Annotated in this window: 15 protein-coding genes; 7 read left to right on the top strand and 8 right to left on the bottom strand. The window is 58.9% G+C overall.

The annotated features are described in order from the left end of the window. Positions 1-3 precede the first annotated feature (3 nt). The gene (locus ACOOHD_RS02370) at positions 4-1,299 is read right to left on the bottom strand and encodes an MFS transporter (RefSeq protein WP_420459961.1); all 1,296 of its coding nucleotides are present in this window, start codon (positions 1,297-1,299) and stop codon (positions 4-6) included. 320 nt (positions 1,300-1,619) lie between these two features. Here ACOOHD_RS02370 and glmM point away from each other — a divergent pair, with 320 nt between their 5' ends. After that, positions 1,620-3,002: a phosphoglucosamine mutase gene (glmM, locus tag ACOOHD_RS02375; RefSeq protein ID WP_420459962.1), complete on the top strand. Its 1,383-nt coding sequence runs from the start codon at positions 1,620-1,622 to the stop codon at positions 3,000-3,002. Between the two features lie 42 nt (positions 3,003-3,044). Beyond that, positions 3,045-3,836 carry a 3-deoxy-8-phosphooctulonate synthase gene (gene kdsA / locus ACOOHD_RS02380; protein WP_420459963.1) on the top strand — a complete coding sequence of 264 codons (792 nt, stop codon included), beginning with the start codon at positions 3,045-3,047 and terminating at the stop codon, positions 3,834-3,836. Positions 3,837-3,839: 3 nt separating this feature from the next. On the opposite strand, the gene ACOOHD_RS02385 is transcribed toward kdsA, so the two are convergent. The 3 genes from ACOOHD_RS02385 to ACOOHD_RS02395 form a co-directional block, all read right to left on the bottom strand. Continuing rightward, entirely contained in the window at positions 3,840-4,301 is a 462-nt protein-coding gene (locus ACOOHD_RS02385) for an energy transducer TonB (protein WP_420459964.1), read from the bottom strand. A 115-nt stretch (positions 4,302-4,416) separates the two neighbouring features. Continuing rightward, positions 4,417-5,730 (bottom strand): xylose isomerase, encoded by a 1,314-nt coding sequence (gene xylA / locus ACOOHD_RS02390; RefSeq protein WP_420459965.1) that lies wholly within the window; start codon positions 5,728-5,730, stop codon positions 4,417-4,419. Between the two features lie 70 nt (positions 5,731-5,800). After that, positions 5,801-6,160, bottom strand: a complete 360-nt coding sequence (locus tag ACOOHD_RS02395) for a gliding motility protein GldC (protein ID WP_420459966.1) — start codon at positions 6,158-6,160, stop codon at positions 5,801-5,803. Between the two features lie 207 nt (positions 6,161-6,367). Between ACOOHD_RS02395 and rfaD the strand changes: the two genes are divergently transcribed. The 3 genes from rfaD to ACOOHD_RS02410 all read left to right on the top strand — a co-directional run bounded on the left by rfaD (position 6,368) and on the right by ACOOHD_RS02410 (position 9,611). Further along, the gene (gene rfaD / locus ACOOHD_RS02400; RefSeq protein WP_420459967.1) at positions 6,368-7,336 is read left to right on the top strand and encodes an ADP-glyceromanno-heptose 6-epimerase; all 969 of its coding nucleotides are present in this window, start codon (positions 6,368-6,370) and stop codon (positions 7,334-7,336) included. 134 nt (positions 7,337-7,470) lie between these two features. Continuing rightward, on the top strand, positions 7,471-8,487 hold the full coding sequence (fbp, locus tag ACOOHD_RS02405; RefSeq protein WP_420459968.1) for a class 1 fructose-bisphosphatase: 1,017 nt from the start codon (positions 7,471-7,473) through the stop codon (positions 8,485-8,487). Further along, a complete protein-coding gene (locus ACOOHD_RS02410; protein ID WP_420459969.1) occupies positions 8,484-9,611 on the top strand; it encodes an acyltransferase family protein in 1,128 nt (375 codons plus the stop codon). Before fbp ends, ACOOHD_RS02410 begins: the two co-directional genes overlap by 4 nt. On the opposite strand, the gene ACOOHD_RS02415 is transcribed toward ACOOHD_RS02410, so the two are convergent. The 3 genes from ACOOHD_RS02415 to ACOOHD_RS02425 form a co-directional block, all read right to left on the bottom strand. Next, positions 9,612-11,234 carry a VWA domain-containing protein gene (locus ACOOHD_RS02415; RefSeq protein WP_420459970.1) on the bottom strand — a complete coding sequence of 541 codons (1,623 nt, stop codon included), beginning with the start codon at positions 11,232-11,234 and terminating at the stop codon, positions 9,612-9,614. Positions 11,235-11,342: 108 nt separating this feature from the next. After that, positions 11,343-12,113: a glucosaminidase domain-containing protein gene (locus tag ACOOHD_RS02420; protein ID WP_420459971.1), complete on the bottom strand. Its 771-nt coding sequence runs from the start codon at positions 12,111-12,113 to the stop codon at positions 11,343-11,345. Between the two features lie 109 nt (positions 12,114-12,222). Continuing rightward, positions 12,223-12,888 carry a cyclase family protein gene (locus ACOOHD_RS02425; protein WP_420459972.1) on the bottom strand — a complete coding sequence of 222 codons (666 nt, stop codon included), beginning with the start codon at positions 12,886-12,888 and terminating at the stop codon, positions 12,223-12,225. A gap of 118 nt (positions 12,889-13,006) precedes the next feature. Here ACOOHD_RS02425 and ACOOHD_RS02430 point away from each other — a divergent pair, with 118 nt between their 5' ends. Both ACOOHD_RS02430 and ACOOHD_RS02435 read left to right on the top strand, forming a co-directional pair. Beyond that, a complete protein-coding gene (locus ACOOHD_RS02430; RefSeq protein WP_420459973.1) occupies positions 13,007-13,267 on the top strand; it encodes a DUF4212 domain-containing protein in 261 nt (86 codons plus the stop codon). 75 nt (positions 13,268-13,342) lie between these two features. Beyond that, positions 13,343-15,139 (top strand): sodium:solute symporter family protein, encoded by a 1,797-nt coding sequence (locus ACOOHD_RS02435; protein WP_420459974.1) that lies wholly within the window; start codon positions 13,343-13,345, stop codon positions 15,137-15,139. A 12-nt stretch (positions 15,140-15,151) separates the two neighbouring features. Here the strand turns inward: ACOOHD_RS02435 and ACOOHD_RS02440 are convergent, their stop codons facing one another. Next, positions 15,152-17,038, bottom strand: a complete 1,887-nt coding sequence (locus ACOOHD_RS02440; RefSeq protein WP_420459975.1) for a T9SS type A sorting domain-containing protein — start codon at positions 17,036-17,038, stop codon at positions 15,152-15,154. Positions 17,039-17,198 lie beyond the last annotated feature (160 nt).

Here is a 17,198-nt window from a genome sequence, read left to right on the forward strand (position 1 = left end):
CGGCTAGTCCACTTGCGTGACCCGCAAGCGGGAAAGGAACGCCATACCTAAAAGGAAAAAAACGGAGAGGATCAGAATACTCAACCGCATGCTCCCGGTGAGGGCATCGAGAAAGCCGAAGATGAAGGTGCCTAGCACAATCGCCACTTTTTCCAGCACGTCGTAGAAGCTGAACCAGGAGGTGGTATCGGTACGGGCCGCTTCCTCACTTTCCGATTGTGGGATCACCTTGGCGTAGGTCGACCGACTCAGCGACTGCACCCCGCCCATCACCAGCCCCACGGCCCCGGCGATGAAGTAAAACTGCGTCTTACCGCTCACGAAGTAGGCCAGCAGGCAGATGGACGTCCAGACGATGAGCTCGAAGTAAAGCGCAAACTTATTCCCCCGCCACTCGCTCAGTTTTGCGGCCAGGTAGGCCCCCGCAATCGCCACGATCTGTAGAATGAGCACGACCACGATAAGCTCGGCGGTCTCGAAACCCAGTTCCTTCTTAGCGAAGATGCTGGCCAGGAAGATCACCGTCTGAACCCCGGCGGAGTAGCAAAAGAAAGCGATTAAAAAGCGCTTGGCCTGGGGGTAGTCGATCATCTGCGTCCACACGCCCCGCAGCTCCCGCCAGCCGCCGGCCGCCATATCAGCCAGACTGGTGCCCTTAGTCCGCACATCGTCAGGTAGCCGCGACAGCGAGATATAGGCAAACACCAGCCACCACACCCCCACCGTCAAAAAAGCCAGCCGGATACGTAGCGTTCCCTCCTCTGGCAGCCCGAACCAGCTAGGTGCCTGCACCATAGCCAGGTTGAGCAGTAGCAATAGTACACTACCGATGTAGCCCATCGCAAAGCCGCGCGCGCTCAGCCGGTCGTACCGGTCCTCGGTGGCGATCACCGGTAGGAAACTGTTGTAGAATACCAATCCGCCGGCAAAGCCGATCAGGCCTACCACGAAGCCCAGGCTCCCCAGCCACATCGTCCCCATACCGTGGAAGAAGAAGAGACTGATACAGCCCAGCCCGCCCATTGTTGTAAACCCTTGCAAAAACCACTTCCGCCGCCCCCCGACATCGGCGATCCCACTCAGCAGTGGCGAGAGCAGCGCGATGACCAGATAGCTGAAGGTGATCAGGTAGGCAAACCAGGAGCTGTTCGTAAAGTCCAGTCCGAGCACCCGAAACTCCGCATCCACCATCTCCTCGAAGTAGGGCGGAAAGATCGCCGTCGTGATCACCAGCGCGAAGGCGGAATTGGCCCAGTCGAAGAGTGCCCAGCCGTTTAGGGTGCGGGGGTTGTTTAGCAAGGGGGAGGGTTGTTGGGTTTGTGGGTTGTTGGGTTTGTGGGTTTGTGGGTTGTTGGGTTGCAGGTGTTGCGGTTCGCTGAACCCCAATGACATCAAGGGTCAATACGGTGGACAAGATAGACCTTACCCGTACAGCAAAGGGGCGGGGCCGCAGGTGCAACGTTAGTTGACACACCAGACGAGCGAAGCGAGCATCCCAACCAACCCGACAACTCAACAACCCGACAACTCAACAACCCCCCCGAGCAAAGCGAGCATCCCCGTACCTTGACCCCCTAACCCCTTGACCCCCTAACCCCTTGACCCCCTAACCCCTCCCCATGCCCCTAATCAAATCCATCTCCGGCTTCCGCGGCACCATCGGCGGCCAGGCCGGCAGCAACCTCACCCCCGAAGATATTGTCAGCAGCGTGGCCGGCTACGGCGACTGGCTGATTCGTAGCGGTGCGGCGCGTAAGGTGGTAATCGGGCGTGACGGACGGCCCTCCGGACCGGTCGTATCCGCGCTCACCGCCGCCACCCTACAGAGCATGGGCATCGACGTGATTGACTGCGGACTAGCGACTACTCCCACCGTAGAAATGGCCGTGGTGAGCCGGGGCGCAGGCGGCGGCATCATCCTGAGTGCCAGCCACAACCCGAAGGAGTACAATGCCCTGAAGTTGCTGAATGATAAGGGCGAGTTCATCAGCCACGCGGCCGGGCAAGACCTGATCGCTAGCGTACAGTCGGGCAACATCACCTACGCCGGCGTAGATGACATCGGCACCCTGACCACCGATGACCGCGCCCTGCAGGACCACATCGACGCCGTGCTCGCCCATCCCCTCGTTCATACCGAGGCGATCAAAGCGGCCGGCTTTAGCGTAGTGCTGGACGCGGTTAATAGTGTCGGAGCCATCTCCATCCCGCCGCTCTGCGCAAAGCTAGGCGTAAGCTGCCAGGTGATGAATGGTACCCTCAACGGACAGTTCGCTCACAACCCCGAGCCGCTGCCCGCCAACCTCAGCGGACTAATCGAGCGGATGAAGACCAGCGGCGCCGACCTGGGCATTGCCGTCGACCCCGACGTAGACCGACTTGCCCTGGTTGGCCCCGGCGGCCGCTGGATTGGCGAGGAGTATACCCTAGTGACGGTAGCCGACTACGTACTACAGCACGAGCCTGGCCCGGTGGTGAGTAATTTAAGCAGCAGCCGGGCCCTGGCTGACATCGCTGAAAAGTACGGGCAGGCTTACCACGCCTCCGCCGTCGGTGAGGTCAACGTGGTGGAAAAGATGAAGGCTGTTGGAGCCACCATCGGCGGCGAGGGCAACGGCGGGATCATCGACCCCCGGCTGCACTACGGCCGCGATAGCCTCATTGGGCTGGCCCTCGTCCTGAGTCACCTAGCCACCAGTAAAAAGACCATCAACGAGCTACGTGACAGCTATACTCACTACGAGATGGTGAAGGACAAGCTTGACCTCGATCCTCGGCTCGACCTAGCGGAGGCGCTGTCAGCCATGGAAGCCCTCTACCCCGAGGTACGGCAGACCGATATCGACGGCCTCAAGCTCGATTTTCCCGACGGTTGGGTCCACCTGCGTGGTTCTAACACCGAACCGATCGTCCGCGTCTATGCCGAGGCCGGCACCCAAGATCGCGCACGGGAGCTAGCCGCCGGCGTCAAATCCAAGTTTACGGAGCTCACGGGTACCTGACCCCCTTAACCCCCTTACTCCTTAACGCCTTGACCCCCTATCATGAACCTACCCGATAGCCCAAATTTCTTCCTCATTGCCGGTCCCTGCGCCATTGAAGCCGAGGACCTTGCCCTGCGCATCGCTGAACGGATTAGGGAACTGACCACCCGCCTGAATATCCCCTATATCTTCAAGGGTAGCTACCGCAAGGCTAACCGCAGCCGCATCGACAGCTTCTCGGGTATTGGTGACGAGAAGGCGCTCAAGATTTTACGCAAGGTGGGCGAGACCTTCGACCTGCCAACCACGACCGACATCCACGCCGACGAGGAGGCTGCAATGGCCGCTGAGTACGTCGATGTGCTGCAAATACCCGCATTTCTAAGCCGGCAGACATCGCTGCTGACCGCCGCCGCCGAAACGGGCAAGGTGGTTAACATCAAAAAAGGGCAATTCCTGAGTCCCTCCGCCATGCAGCACGCCCGGCAGAAGGTGATCGATAGCGGTAACGACCAAGTGTGGCTGACCGAGCGCGGCGTGACCTTTGGGTATACCGATTTGATAGTGGACTTTCGGGGCATACCGACCATGCAGTCATACGGCTCACCCGTGATCCTTGACTGCACACACAGCCTTCAGCAGCCCAATCAGACCAGCGGAGTAACGGGTGGCCGACCGGCCATGATCGAGACGATCGCGAAAGCCGGCGTGGCCGTGGGGGTAGACGGTTTATTTTTGGAGACGCACCCCAACCCCAGTGAGGCGAAGAGCGATGCGGCGAATATGCTGCCGCTGGATCAGTTGGAGGCCTTACTTACTAAGCTAGTGCGTGTTCGTGCGGCGATCTCCTAGGCCTCACTCCGGCTTCGAGAATTTAATCGGCATCTGCATCAGTAACCGGATGGGCTCCCCCTCCTGCATGGCAGGTTTCCACTTGGTTTCCTGAGCCATTTGTTCTACTAGCCGGACAGCCTCTGCTCCCATACCATTACCGGGATCGCGGTATACCTCTACGTTGCTGATGCTGCCGTCGGCCTCGACTACGAAGTTTACAACGGCCATTTTGGCCGGGCCGGTGAGACTGCTGGCGGCAGCAGGAAATTCTAGGTTACCGTAGATGTATTCGAGCATCGCACGGTCAGAACAGGACTTGCGGGAAGGGTAGGGGGCGTCCGTCGGGCAGTCGCTAGCTAGCATGAGCGGCATGTGCTCGGCGATGCGGGCGATTGACTCACCCGCATCTTCAGCTGCTTGATTGTCCTGTGCCATACAAGGGATGGCGAGAAACAGAAGGGATAAAAGGGTCAGGATCTTCATACTTAGTGTAGCAGCTGGCCGGGCAACATGTTCGACGGTCCGCTTGGAGCAGCATACTTAGTCGCCAGGCTGCCAGATACGCCCAGCAGCCTGACGACTGAAGTCGAAGCCACTACTACATGTACTGCGCGATGATATTCTCGTACCGCTCCTGCCGCCCGCTGGTCATGGGGGGCTCTCCGCCGGATAGGCCGATGCGGGCGAGGTCTTCCAGGCTGAGCTGCCCCTCCTCGTACTTTTTACCATCGCCGGAATCGAAGGTAGCGTAGCGCTTGCGGCGCATGTCGCTGTACTTAGTCTTGGTGAGCACGCGGTCGGCGGCCAGTAGGGCGCGAGCAAATACGTCCATGCCGCCGATGTGGGCATGGAAGATATCCTCAAGGTCGGTGGAATTACGGCGCGTCTTGGCGTCGAAGTTGACCCCGCCGCCCTGTAGTCCGCCGGACTGCAGAATGATAATCATCGCCTCCGTCAGCTCCTGTACGCTGTTGGGGAACTGGTCGGTGTCCCAGCCGTTTTGGTAGTCGCCGCGGTTGGCGTCGATGCTACCAAGTAGGCCCTGGCTGGCGGCTACGGCCAGTTCGTGCTCGAAGGTGTGCTGGGCCAGGGTGGCGTGATTGACCTCTATGTTGAGCTTAAAGTCGTCCATTAGATCGTACTGTCGCAGGAAGCCGGCCACGGTGGCACTGTCGAAATCGTACTGGTGCTTGCTGGGTTCGAAGGGCTTGGGTTCGATGAAGAAGGTGCCCGTAAAGCCCTGACCACGAGCGTAATCGCGCGCCATGGTTAGAAAACGCGCCAGGTGGTCTACCTCCCGCTTTAGGTCGGTATTCAGTAGACTCATGTAGCCCTCGCGACCGCCCCAGAACACATAGTTCTTCCCACCGAGCTTGATGGTGGTGTCAATGGCATTTTTGAGCTGGGCCCCGGCGTAGGCTACGACGCGGAAGTCCGGATTCGTACTCGCTCCGTTCATGTAGCGGGGATGGCTGAAGAGATTCGCCGTACCCCAGAGGACTTTTTTCCCCGTCGCACCCATCTTTTCCTTCACGTAGTCGCTGACTTGGTCCAGGCGTTTGGCGTAGGTATTCAGGTCGGCGCCGGCCTCGTCGAGCAGGTCCACATCGTGGAAGCAGAAATAGTCCAACCCCAGCTTCTCGAGGATTTCGAAGCCGGCATCCACGGCGTTTCTTGCCTCCTGTACCGGATCGTCACCGCCCAGCCAGGGGTAGTCGGCCGTACCCGGTCCGAAGGGATCGCCACCCGTATTACGTAACGTATGCCACCAGGCCATGGCGAACTTAAAGTGCTCGGCCATGGTCTTGCCGGCTACCGTTTTATCTTTTTGGTAGTACTTGAAGGCCAGCGGGTTATCGCTCTCGGGCCCTTCGTACTGGATGGTGGGGATTTGGTCGAAGTAGGATGCCATAGGGTGGGGGGTGTGGAGATCTCTGAGGGGGAAAGTCGGTAAGGTAGTAGGTAGTTCGGTAGTAGGTAATTTACTCCTCCTTAGGAATAGCCCCCGTAGCCTGCCCGAAGTAAAAGGTAAACTGCTGCATCTGATTGGCGAGCTCCTTATTCTGCGTAGCGCGAAAGTAGGTATCCGACAGTCCCCTTAGGGTTTGGTAGAACATGCGGTCCATCTCGATCACCTGCATCTCCTTGGTCCACAGGTCGATCTTGAGGGTCTCCTTAGTCCGTTCATCAAAGATGGCCAGTAGCATAGCCTTACAGTCTTGTGGCGTCTGACCGGCCGGGTTGTCGCTGGCGGCCCACTTCATTTCTACGGGCATGTTCTTGGCGTCGAGGCCCACATCGACGGTGATGCGGCTCTTCTTTACTACTTGTGGCTTGGCCATTTTCTTGCTTTTGGCGGTAAGGTAGGGCGGGGACGCGGGTGCGGCTAACCTCGTCGGCCGAATTGCCTGAGCGTTTGCCCTAGCAAACGGTTAGGCTTCGTCCGCCGAGTGTTTTGAGCTACTCGGCGGACGAACTTTTCATTGCGCTGTGGCGCTGCAAAAAGGATCCGGCCGACAAGGGCTACCTTACCCCCAAACCATCCCCTCATGTACCTCATCACCGGCGCCAATGGCTTCATCGGCAGCGTACTCGTAGGCTACCTGAACCGGCAGGGCGTGACCGACCTGATCCTGGTCGACGACTTCATCCATTACGCCGATAAGACACCTAACCTGGAGGGCAAGGACTACCTCGTAAAGGTGGAACGCGATACCCTCTTTCCGATCTGGGACCAGGAGCAGTGGCCGCTCCAGGGGGTGTACCACCTGGGGGCGCGTACCGATACGACGGAGACCGATACCGAGCTCTTCCGTCGGCTTAACCTTGACTATTCCAAGCAAATCTGGGAACGCTGTTCCCTGCTCAACATTCCGCTGGTGTATGCCAGTAGTGCGGCGACCTACGGGGGCGGGGAGCACGGCTTCGACGATAGTACCGATCCCACCGAACTTGCGCCGCTGAACGAATACGGGCGCAGTAAGAACGACTTCGATAAGTGGGCCCTGACCTATCCCACCGCCCCGCCCCACTGGTACGGGCTAAAGTTTTTCAACGTGTACGGTCCCAACGAATACCATAAGGGGCGGATGGCCAGTGTGGTGTGGCACACCTTCCGACAGGTGAAAGCAACGCGAGCAATGAAGCTATTTCGCAGCCACCGGGAAGAGGTAGCGGACGGGGAGCAAGCCCGTGATTTTATCTACGTCCTCGATCTGTGCCGGGTGTGTCACTGGCTGATGAGGCAGCGCCCCGAGCCGAATGGCTTGTACAACCTGGGCACCGGGCGGGCCCGGACCTTCCGCGATCTAGCTACAGCTACTTTCCGGGCGATGGATCGAACGGCGAACATCTCATACATTGATACTCCAGCTGATCTGCGGGAGAACTACCAGTACTACACCGAAGCCGATATGGCTAAGCTGCAGCAGGCGGGCTACGCTGAGCCTTTTACTAGCCTCGAAGATGGTGTGGGGAAATACGTCCGCGAATACCTCCTACCGGGTAAATACTACTGATGGTGTAGCTTAGCTACTCGTTAAACTACTCGGCGGACGAGCCAAACTGCGTAAGGCTCGGCCGACGAGGATTGCAGCCGACGAGTAGCATCGACCAATGACTCCTTTATTCCTTAACTCCCTTACTTCCTGCTATGCCCCTCCACCCCCAGACCCTCGGTGAATTCATCATTAGCAATCAGAAAGACTTCGAGGGCTCCTCGGGAGAGCTCAGCCGACTACTCAACTGTATCCGACTAGCGGCCAAGGTGGTCAATCACGAAATTCGGCAGGCGGGACTGGTCGACATCACCGGCACGGTGGGCAATATCAACGTGCAGGGCGAGGAACAGAAAAAGCTTGACGTGTTCGCCAACAACGTATTCATCAACGCGCTGACGAACCGCAACATCGTCTGCGGCATCGTGTCGGAGGAAAATGAGGACTTTATCACCATCAGTGGAGTCAACCAGGCCAATCGGAACAAATACGTGGTGGTGATGGACCCCCTGGACGGTAGCTCCAATATCGACGTCGGCGTATCGGTAGGGACGATCTTCGGGGTGTACCGGAGAATCTCGCCGGAGGGGACGCCCGTAACTGCTGAAGATTTCCTGCAACCGGGAAATATGCAGGTGGCCGCCGGCTACGTCATTTACGGCACCTCTACCATGCTGGTGTACACTACCGGCAACGGCGTAAACGGTTTCACCCTTAACCCCGCCATCGGTACCTACTACCTATCCCACCCGAATATTACCATGCCGCAGACCGGCCGGGTGTATTCAATCAATGAGGGCTACTACGTACACTTCCCCCAGGGGGTAAAGGACTACATCAAGTACTGTCAGCGGGAGGAAGAGGACCGGCCTTACACGAGCCGCTACATCGGTAGTATGGTCAGTGACATTCACCGAAACCTGATCCAGGGAGGTATCTACATCTACCCCAAGAGCTCGGAGCGGGAGGACGGCAAGCTCCGGCTGGTGTACGAATGCAATCCGGTTGCTTTCATTGTAGAGCAGGCCGGCGGGCGGGCCACGAATGGTCACCAGCGGATTCTGGACCTGAAGCCAGCCCACCTTCACGAGCGGGCGCCCTTCTTCGCCGGCAGTCAACTGATGGTGGAAAAGGCCGAAAGTTTCCTGGAGCAAGCTGCCGCCACCAAATGAGTCGGATCATTCCGGAGCCGGTGGTCCCCAGCGTACTGCGCGACCGCATCCAGGCGGTAGACCTACTGCGGGGTCTTACGATTGCGGCCATGATACTAGTCAATAATCCGGGCACCTGGAGTGCCATCTACGCTCCCTTCGAGCACGCGCCCTGGCATGGGTACACGCCGACGGACCTCATCTTCCCCTTCTTCCTCTTCATCGTGGGGTGTAGCATTGCCTTTGCGTACCGCACGAAGTCGCCCGGTGGGGCCACCTACCGCAAGATCGTGGTGCGGAGCCTTAAGCTGATCGGACTCGGGATTTTCCTCGGGGCCTTCCTGATCGCGCCGCCCTTCGTGAAGGCGTGGGAGGCCATCCGGCTGCCGGGGGTGCTGCAGCGGATCGGGCTCGTGTTCCTGCTGGCGGCTCCCCTGGCGTTGCACCTGCGGACGCGCCCGCTGATTGTGCTGACCCTAGTGCTGCTGCTGGGGTACTGGATCTGGATGGGCTTCGTGCCGCTGCCGGATGGATCGGCACCAAACTATGAGCGGGCGCCGAATAACTGGGCGATGTACGTAGATAAGCTGCTACTTGGCACACACACCTGGCAGGAAGACTACGATCCCGAAGGCCTGCTGAGCACCCTACCTTCGCTGGCCACCTGCCTGATCGGGGTGATCACGGGACGGTTTTTGCTGGAAAACACGGTAGATAAGACGCGTAAGTTGCTGCTAGCCTCTGCGGGCTTGCTCGTGCTGGGGCACCTGTGGGGACTGGTGTTTCCGATCAATAAAGCACTGTGGACGAGTAGTTTCGTGCTGGTGACGGCGGGTTGGGCGCTGCTGGCACTGGCGGTGATTTATTACCTGAGTGACGTGCGCGGGCTGGTGTGGGGGCGGGTGTTCACCTATGCCGGGGCCAATGCGCTGGCCCTGTATTTCCTGTCGAGCTTTTTTGCAAAGGTGTTTGGCTTGATCCGGGTGGGGGACACCTCACTGCACGGCTGGATTTACCAAACGGTGTACGACCACGATTTTTTGCCGGATAAACTATCTAGTCTGCTGTATGCGCTGACGCTGGTGGTGATCTATCTGGCTGTCGGTACGCTACTCTACCGTCGCCGCATTTTTATTAAAGTCTGATCAGGCTCTGGCGTGGATCTCGGAAAGCCCCCGCGTGAGCTCGCGGATGATGCCCCTGCGGGCGGGGTCGTAGATCCAGTTGGTGTCGAAGCGGCTGAGCAATTCGGCATTGGCTTCGCGGGCCAGGGCGAGGCTGTGGAATTCGGTGCTCTTGTTGTGCTGGTAAAAGGCCACCTCGTTGAGGATGTCCTGGTCGATCTTATACATCACAAAGTCGGAGATCATGAGTACGTCGGCGTCCTGGTAGTCGTGGCTCTTTAGCTGACGCAGCGCCTCGTAGAGGGCCAGGGTGGCGTCCGTACCCCCGTAGAAGGACATATTAAGGAATGCAGCCAGCTCGTCGATCGAGTTGGCGATGTCGTGCAGGTCGATGGTTTTGATGCCGGTACTGAAGCTGATCAGGTAGGCCCGGCGGTTGCTGTTGATGGCCATCTTGAGGATGCCCAGAGTAAGTACCTTGGCGATCTCCTCCGGCCGGCCCATCATCGACTGGCTGGTGTCGACGCAGACGATAAACGGACCGCGCTCGCGCTGTTTAATACGCTGGTTGACCTCCATAACCTGGTCCTGGCTACGCACCAACTGCCGGTCTTCGTAACGTAGGGTGAGTAAACTGCTATCGGCGTACTTTTTGAGGAAGGCCGTCTCGGTGATGTCGTGGCTGAGTAGGGCGGCCTCGGAGCTTAGCAAATGGTTGAGATCCTTGCTCTCGTGGACCCCGACGATCTCGGAGCGGGCCAGGGGGTCGACGCGCCACTCCTGGCGGGCGATGGTTTTTTCAAAGGTTTCCTCCTCAATCTCGATATCCGCTTCCCGCAGTTGGCCCAGCAGATCGGCCAGACGCCGGAGGCTATCCTCATCGGTGAGGAGCTCATCGTAGGCCTTGAGGGTATCGAAGCTGGTAGACTGCCAGAGGTCGCGGCTCATGTCCCAGCCCAGGTAGTCGGTAAAGGGGTTGAGGATGGATTTCAGGCGGCGGTACTCCTCCACCTTCTGGCCGAGGAGCTCGACGTAGCTCTCCTTCGATTCGTTGAACTTACGGAGCTGGTACGCGAGGATTTTGGCCTGGAGTAGGGCATCCCACTGACTGAGCAGGTCGGTGAGTACGCGCTCAAAGTTGCGGCGGTCGCCGGCCGTCCACTCGGAAAAATCCTGAGCGAAGTAGGTCGCGAGCCGATCCTGGTAAAAGGCGCTATCGAGTTCCTCACGGGTGTAGGTGGAACTTAGGTACTGCAGCAGGTAAGGGTAACGCGTTTGGAACACCTTGGCTGGGGTGACGCTCCAGCTCTGCAGCATGTCGGCCTCCTTATCGTAGGGGTGCTTGGCGGCGACCTTGGCGAAGGTCTTCTTGATCCAGTAGAGGGTATCGAGTACGATCTGGCGGGTAATACTCTCGTTGTTGGCGCAAACGAACAGCAGGTTATCGATTTGGAAAACCTCATCGAGCGCCTGCTGAAAGTAGTCGGCGTAGCGGTCGTTGAGGCTATCACCTGCGTAGGCCTGCCCGCTGAGCTTGGTCCTCAGGTACTCCACCAGGTAGCGGCGGGTGCGGCGGTCCAGGAGGGGGCCAAACTCAATGAAGCGGTGGTATTCCTGCTCCAGGACATCGTCAGTGGGTAGCACGCTAGGGGAACGGCGTAGGCACCCGGGCAGTTGACAAAAAAGGACCGCCCCCCGGTGAAGGAAGGCGGCCGAGAAAACCACTTAGAGAAAAAAAGCTCTTGGGGAGACCTAGAGGTGCTTCAGGTCGTAGGCCTCAATGATCTGGAGCAGCTTCTGGGTGTAGTGCGGATCGCTGCTGTAATTCGTTTTGGCTAGGGCGGCGATCCACTGCTGGTAGTTGACCGACTCGTGGGCGAGTTCAGGAAAGCGCTTGGTCACTGACTGACTGTGCGCCCGCCAGCTGGTCCAGGCATTGTCGTAGTACTCCCGGGCGATGGAGGCGGCGAAGTGGTTGTTGTCCCGAATGGCAGCCGTAGCCTGACCGGCATCGCTCTCCAGGATGGCCATCGCTAACTTGGCGGCGGCGGGAATGCCGTACTTCTCCTCCTCGGTACGGGCCACACGCTCGAAGCGGTCGATGTATTCACGCACCACCGGGGCGTCGAATTGGTCTACACTCCAAACGGGTGCCGGGGCCGGGGTAGCCGTGCCGGTAGGGAGCATGCTTAGCGCGGTGGTCTGGGAGGCGGTAGAGGTAGTCTGTCCGGCGGACTCCTGCACTTGTGATCCAACACCGTTCGCTCCTACCGTGAAGGTAAAATCGATCTGCTTCTGGGTGAAGACAAAAACAGCCAGGGCAATCAATCCGAGCCGGAACCAAGTCAGCCGCAACTGGCTCATCCACACCGGCGGGATGTACTCGGTATGGTTGGCACGGTGGCGTGCCGAGTTCAGAACCTGACCGCCCCGCAGCCGCAGTCGGCGGAATAGGAGCGACCAGTTAATAGAGAACACTTTTTGTTGGCCGGCGGCGTGGGCCGGGGTAGTAGAGTGAGACATAACCGTTCTAATTTTTTGCAACCAGCGCCCAGTACCTGCGACGCCTGACAAAGTTAGCACGATTTGTTTTAACTAGCAAATTATTTCCAACAAAAAATGTTTTTATTTATCAGTCTCTCGGGCGGATCAAAATTCTGATGGGTGAGGCATCCGCGCCGACTATCCGCAGCGGAAGGCAGATCATGTCGTAGTCCCCCTCATCGACGCGCCGCAGGTCTACCCCCTCGATGATCCACACCTTAGCTCCCAGAAGAGTCCGGTGGGTCTGTGGGTTTCCCTCGTGGAAGGGCCCTACGGACAAGTAGTCCACCCCGATCAGCGCTAGTTTCTTCCGGGCGATGTAATCCGCCGCCGCCGGTCCAACGGCATGGTAGTCCACGTCAAATTTCTGCTGCAGCCACATGCCCCTGTCGCTGTTGGGAGTGCGTAGGATTAAGCGTTCCCCCGCCTTTAGCGGACGCGTACGTGCCTCGTAGGCCCGCAAATCATCCGGGGTTACTTCCGCTACCGGATCGACCGCCGCAATACGTACCGGCCCCAGCCCCACCTCGAAGGGGGAGCGGGAAATGTCGATGCCCTCGGCCAAAAAGTGGTTCGGCGCATCCATGTGCGAGCCGCTGTGTACGCTCATGTGTACTACCGATACCTGCGCCGAATCCCCGCAGTGGATACAGCTCAGGGTCTCCAGGTGCATACTGGGTTGCCCCGGCCAGCCGGTCATGTTCTCGAAAATGGGGTAGGTGACATCAGTCCAGCCTTCGTACCATGCTGACATACGGGTGTGGTTTGTTGGGGGGATGCGGGGGTGAAAGCACGATTGCCGAAAATTGTTTTCCTCGGAGTACCTTGAAGCGAATCCCTGACTTCCTTACTCCTTCAATTCCCCCACCTTCTTGCCCGCTTCCCACCGTCGCTACTGGCACGCCAACCTCCGCTACCTTGCCGTCCTACTCACCCTCTGGTTCCTGGTCAGCTTCGGCTGCGGCATCCTCTTCGTCGATCAGCTCAATCAGTACCGCATCGGCGGGGCCAAGCTCGGCTTCTGGTTCGCCCAGCAGGGCAGCATCTACGTATTCGTGGTCCTGATCTTCGTATACGTCTACCTCATGAATCGGCTCGATACGAAGTACGGCGTCAATGAATCAAGTTTCTAACGGGCCGAAGGCCATCTATCCGCGTAGCGGTCTACCTGCCGAAGGCAGTTTAACGAGCCGATAGGCGATCTACCTATGACCGTACAAGCCTGGACCTACCTCATCGTCGGGGCCACCTTCGCCCTCTACCTCGCCATCGCCTTCTGGGCCCGGGCCGGTTCCACCCAGGAGTTCTACGTAGCCGGCGGCGGCGTTCACCCCATTGCCAACGGCATGGCTACGGCAGCCGATTGGATGAGCGCCGCCAGCTTCATCTCCATGGCTGGCATCATTAGCTTTGCCGGCTACGACGGGGCGGTGTACCTCATGGGCTGGACGGGCGGCTACGTGCTGCTGGCTCTATTGCTGGCCCCCTACCTGCGCAAATTCGGCAAGTTCACCGTGCCGGACTTCATCGGCGACCGGTACTACTCCAATGTGGCCCGCAGCGTGGCCGTGGTCTGTGCCATCGTGGTCAGTTTTACCTACGTCGCCGGCCAGATGCGCGGCATCGGACTTGTCTTCAGCCGCTTCCTCGAAGTGGAGATCGATACGGGCGTATACATCGGTACCGTGGTCGTGTTCTTTTACGCCATCATGGGCGGCATGAAGGGCATCACCTACACCCAGGTCGCGCAGTACTGCGTGCTCATCTTCGCCTACATGGTGCCGGCCATTTTTATCTCACTACAGATGACCGACCATATTATTCCCCAACTAGGTTTCATCGGTGAGGTGAATGATGGCTCCGGGCTAGCGCTACTAGATAAGCTCGACCAACTCCATACGGAGCTGGGGTTTGCGGAGTACACGAGTGGTACCAAATCGACCGTTGACGTCTTTGCCATCACCCTAGCACTGATGGCCGGTACGGCGGGGCTACCGCACGTCATTGTTCGCTTTTTCACCGTCCCGCGCGTGAAGGACGCCCGCATCAGCGCCGGTTGGGCCCTGCTCTTCATTGCTATTCTCTACACAACCGCACCTGCGATCGCGGCCTTCGCCCGTACCAATCTCATCACCACCATCAGCGAGCAACCGTACCGCGAGCTGCCCCCCTGGTTCAGCAAGTGGGAACAGACGGCCCTGGTGGCCTGGGTCGATAAAAACCAGGACGGCAAACTACAGTACGCACCCGGTCCTCCTTTTCTCGGCGCGGTACAACAGCAAAGGGCGGGCGGCGGCGCGCCGGTGCAGGGCCCATCGGGGGAGGCACTTCTAGCGAACTTGCCCACTGATAACCCCAACGAGGTGTACATCGACCGCGACATTATGGTCCTGGCCAACCCTGAAATTGCCGGGCTCCCCGCCTGGATCATTGCCCTCGTGGCCGCCGGTGGTCTGGCCGCGGCCCTTTCCACCGCGGCCGGACTGCTCCTCGTAATTTCCACCGCCGTCAGCCGCGATCTCATGCGCAAACAGCTCAAGCCCGCTATGAGCGAGGCCGAAGAGCTATGGTGGGCCCGTGGGGGAGCGGCCGGAGCAGTGCTCGTGGCTGCATACTTTGGGGTCAACCCACCCGGTTTCGTAGCCGCTACCGTAGCCCTGGCCTTCGGGCTGGCGGCGGCCAGCTTCTTCCCCGCCATCGTGCTCGGCATCTTTGACAAGCGCATGAACCGCCAGGGGGCCGTGGCCGGCATGGTAGTCGGCATCCTACTCATGTTCGGCTACATGGCCGTGTACCGGCTCGGCTGGTTTGTAGAGGCCCTGCCGCCGGAGTCAGCGTGGTGGTTCGGTATCAGTCCGGAGGGTTTTGGCAGCGTAGCTATGGTAGTCAATCTGGTGGTGGCCCTCACCGTCAGCCGGGTCACCCCACCGCCGCCGGAGGACGTGCAGGAGATGGTCGAAACCATCCGAATACCCAGCGGGGCGGGCGCTGCCACCCACCATTAAACTATAGCAATGTTATCTACTCACCACGAAGCGCTCTGAGAGCACTCCACCTCCACTGGCTAACCGCACGATGTACGTACCACTGGCAAGCCCGTTTGTCTCCAACTCGAACTGCCGCTGACCCGCCAGTAACCGACCGGAGTAAACCGTGCGCACTAGCCGACCATTCAGATCGAGTACCGTGATCAGACCGGTCAGCGATTCGCGCAAGTGCAACGTGATGCGCGCCGGACCATTGGTTGGGTTAGGTACTACACTGGAGAAGCTAGCCCCGAACTCGCGGCCGAGATTGGTGGTCGCCGTTGACGTCGTGCGGCTTAGTAACCACACCTTACCCGTACCGGACTGTAATAGATTAATGCCTGGTTCCAGCACGCCCAGGTCCACGATTGCCAGTGTATCGCCGATGAACATATCGGCCACCGGCTTATTGAAGCCCTCGGCGTCAAGTAGCTCCTCAGCAGTGCTGCCCTCATTGACAATGAACGGACTCCGCGCCCCACTGCTTGCATCAACGCGCGTGACCCGGTACCCGGTATAGCGGAAGATGCCCGTCTGCGGACCGAAGGAGCCCGACTCAGTAACGAATAAGTCATTGCGGTAGCCGAAGCTATCGCTCACCGAAGCGGTGAAGCCCGTCACGGATACGTTCGGGCCCATGTCGCTAAATACCGGGTCGACCGTCAGCGAATCACGGAAGCTACTGGCAAAAATGAAGCCCGGGCAGTCGTCCTGCTCCAGCACCGGGGAATCGCAGAATATCGAGCTATCGGCACCCCGGGCCTCCAGTGTGGTAGTATCGTGAAAGAATTCCGGCCAGCCGAAAAATTCCACCTCGCCCCCCACGGTCAGCTCGAATAGATCGTCGTGATCATTAGCGACGGGCCGGTTACCCACTAGCACGAAGGTAGCCGTATCGAAAGGTTCGTTTGGATCGCCCGCCCGGCCCCGGATGTCGGTACCGTTGTTGGATACAAAAAGCCGCGTGGAGTCTTCTGCATCGAAGCCGAGTCCAAAGGGGTTGCGTAGACCCCAGGCCTCCAGGCGCAGTGACCCAGCCACGTCATCCGCTTCGGGATCAAAGGAGTACACCGTACCGTTTCCGATGATGTAGTCATTCATAGGGTCGGCGGGCGTCACGGCGGGTATCACCAGCCCCGAATCGATAGCTCCGGAATCGAAGGGTCGGTAGGGTGCGGTCACCGCGTTGCTATCGGGGTCCACCGACGTGGGCACGCGGGCGGTAAACTCGCTCCCGTTGAGCACCAAATCGACCGGTGCCATCTCGTGAAAATCCGGTGCCTCTGCCACCCAGTCGGCGTTGTCAGCTCCCACCACGGCAGAGTTAGTTGCCGATCCCTGCCCGAAGTAGGCTCGTCCGTCGGGGCCAAAGACCAGCGTGTTGTTGCTGTGGTCGCCGGTCGAGGGCAGATTGGTCAGGATGGTCTCGAAGGTATTCATCGGATTGTCCGGTGAAAAGCGACTGTAGGCACCGACCAAATAGCCGTTCTCTCCCATCTGCCGGTGGGCCAGGTAGAGTAGGGAATCGTGGTACACCACGTCGGTAAAGGGCGGGGCCAGCATGCCAGGTTCCAGCATCGCGGGAGTAAGAATGATGGTGGCCACCCCCGTATCGCCGGCCGGTAGGGTGATCTCTTTGACCGTGGGTGGAATGGCCGGGTCGTAGCCCGACTCACTGACCCAGTAGCGGCCGTCGCCCCCGGCGATGTTGCTAGGGTAGTCAAGGCCGCCTACACCCAGGCGCAGGTCGTAGCCCTCAGGGATCATCACACCTGGGGTGTTGTCGTCCGCTACCAGGGTTTGGGCACTCGCGTAGGAGGTGCAGAGCAGAAGCAGGAGGAGGAAGGGAGTGTTGGTCATCGTGTAAAGGATTAGCAAAATGAGCGTAAAAGTTACAAACTTCCCCAATTTACACCTTGTTTGCTACTGGCCATAATCTAAAATCTAACAATTCTATCACGGCTCTCCATTGTTAATCTACCCATAAGCGGGATAGCCTACGTGTCGTATATGTAATATGATCATAGGAAGCATCAAG

Origin of the sequence: Neolewinella sp., from assembly GCF_965214665.1 — a bacterium.
GTDB lineage: Bacteria > Bacteroidota > Bacteroidia > Chitinophagales > Saprospiraceae > Neolewinella.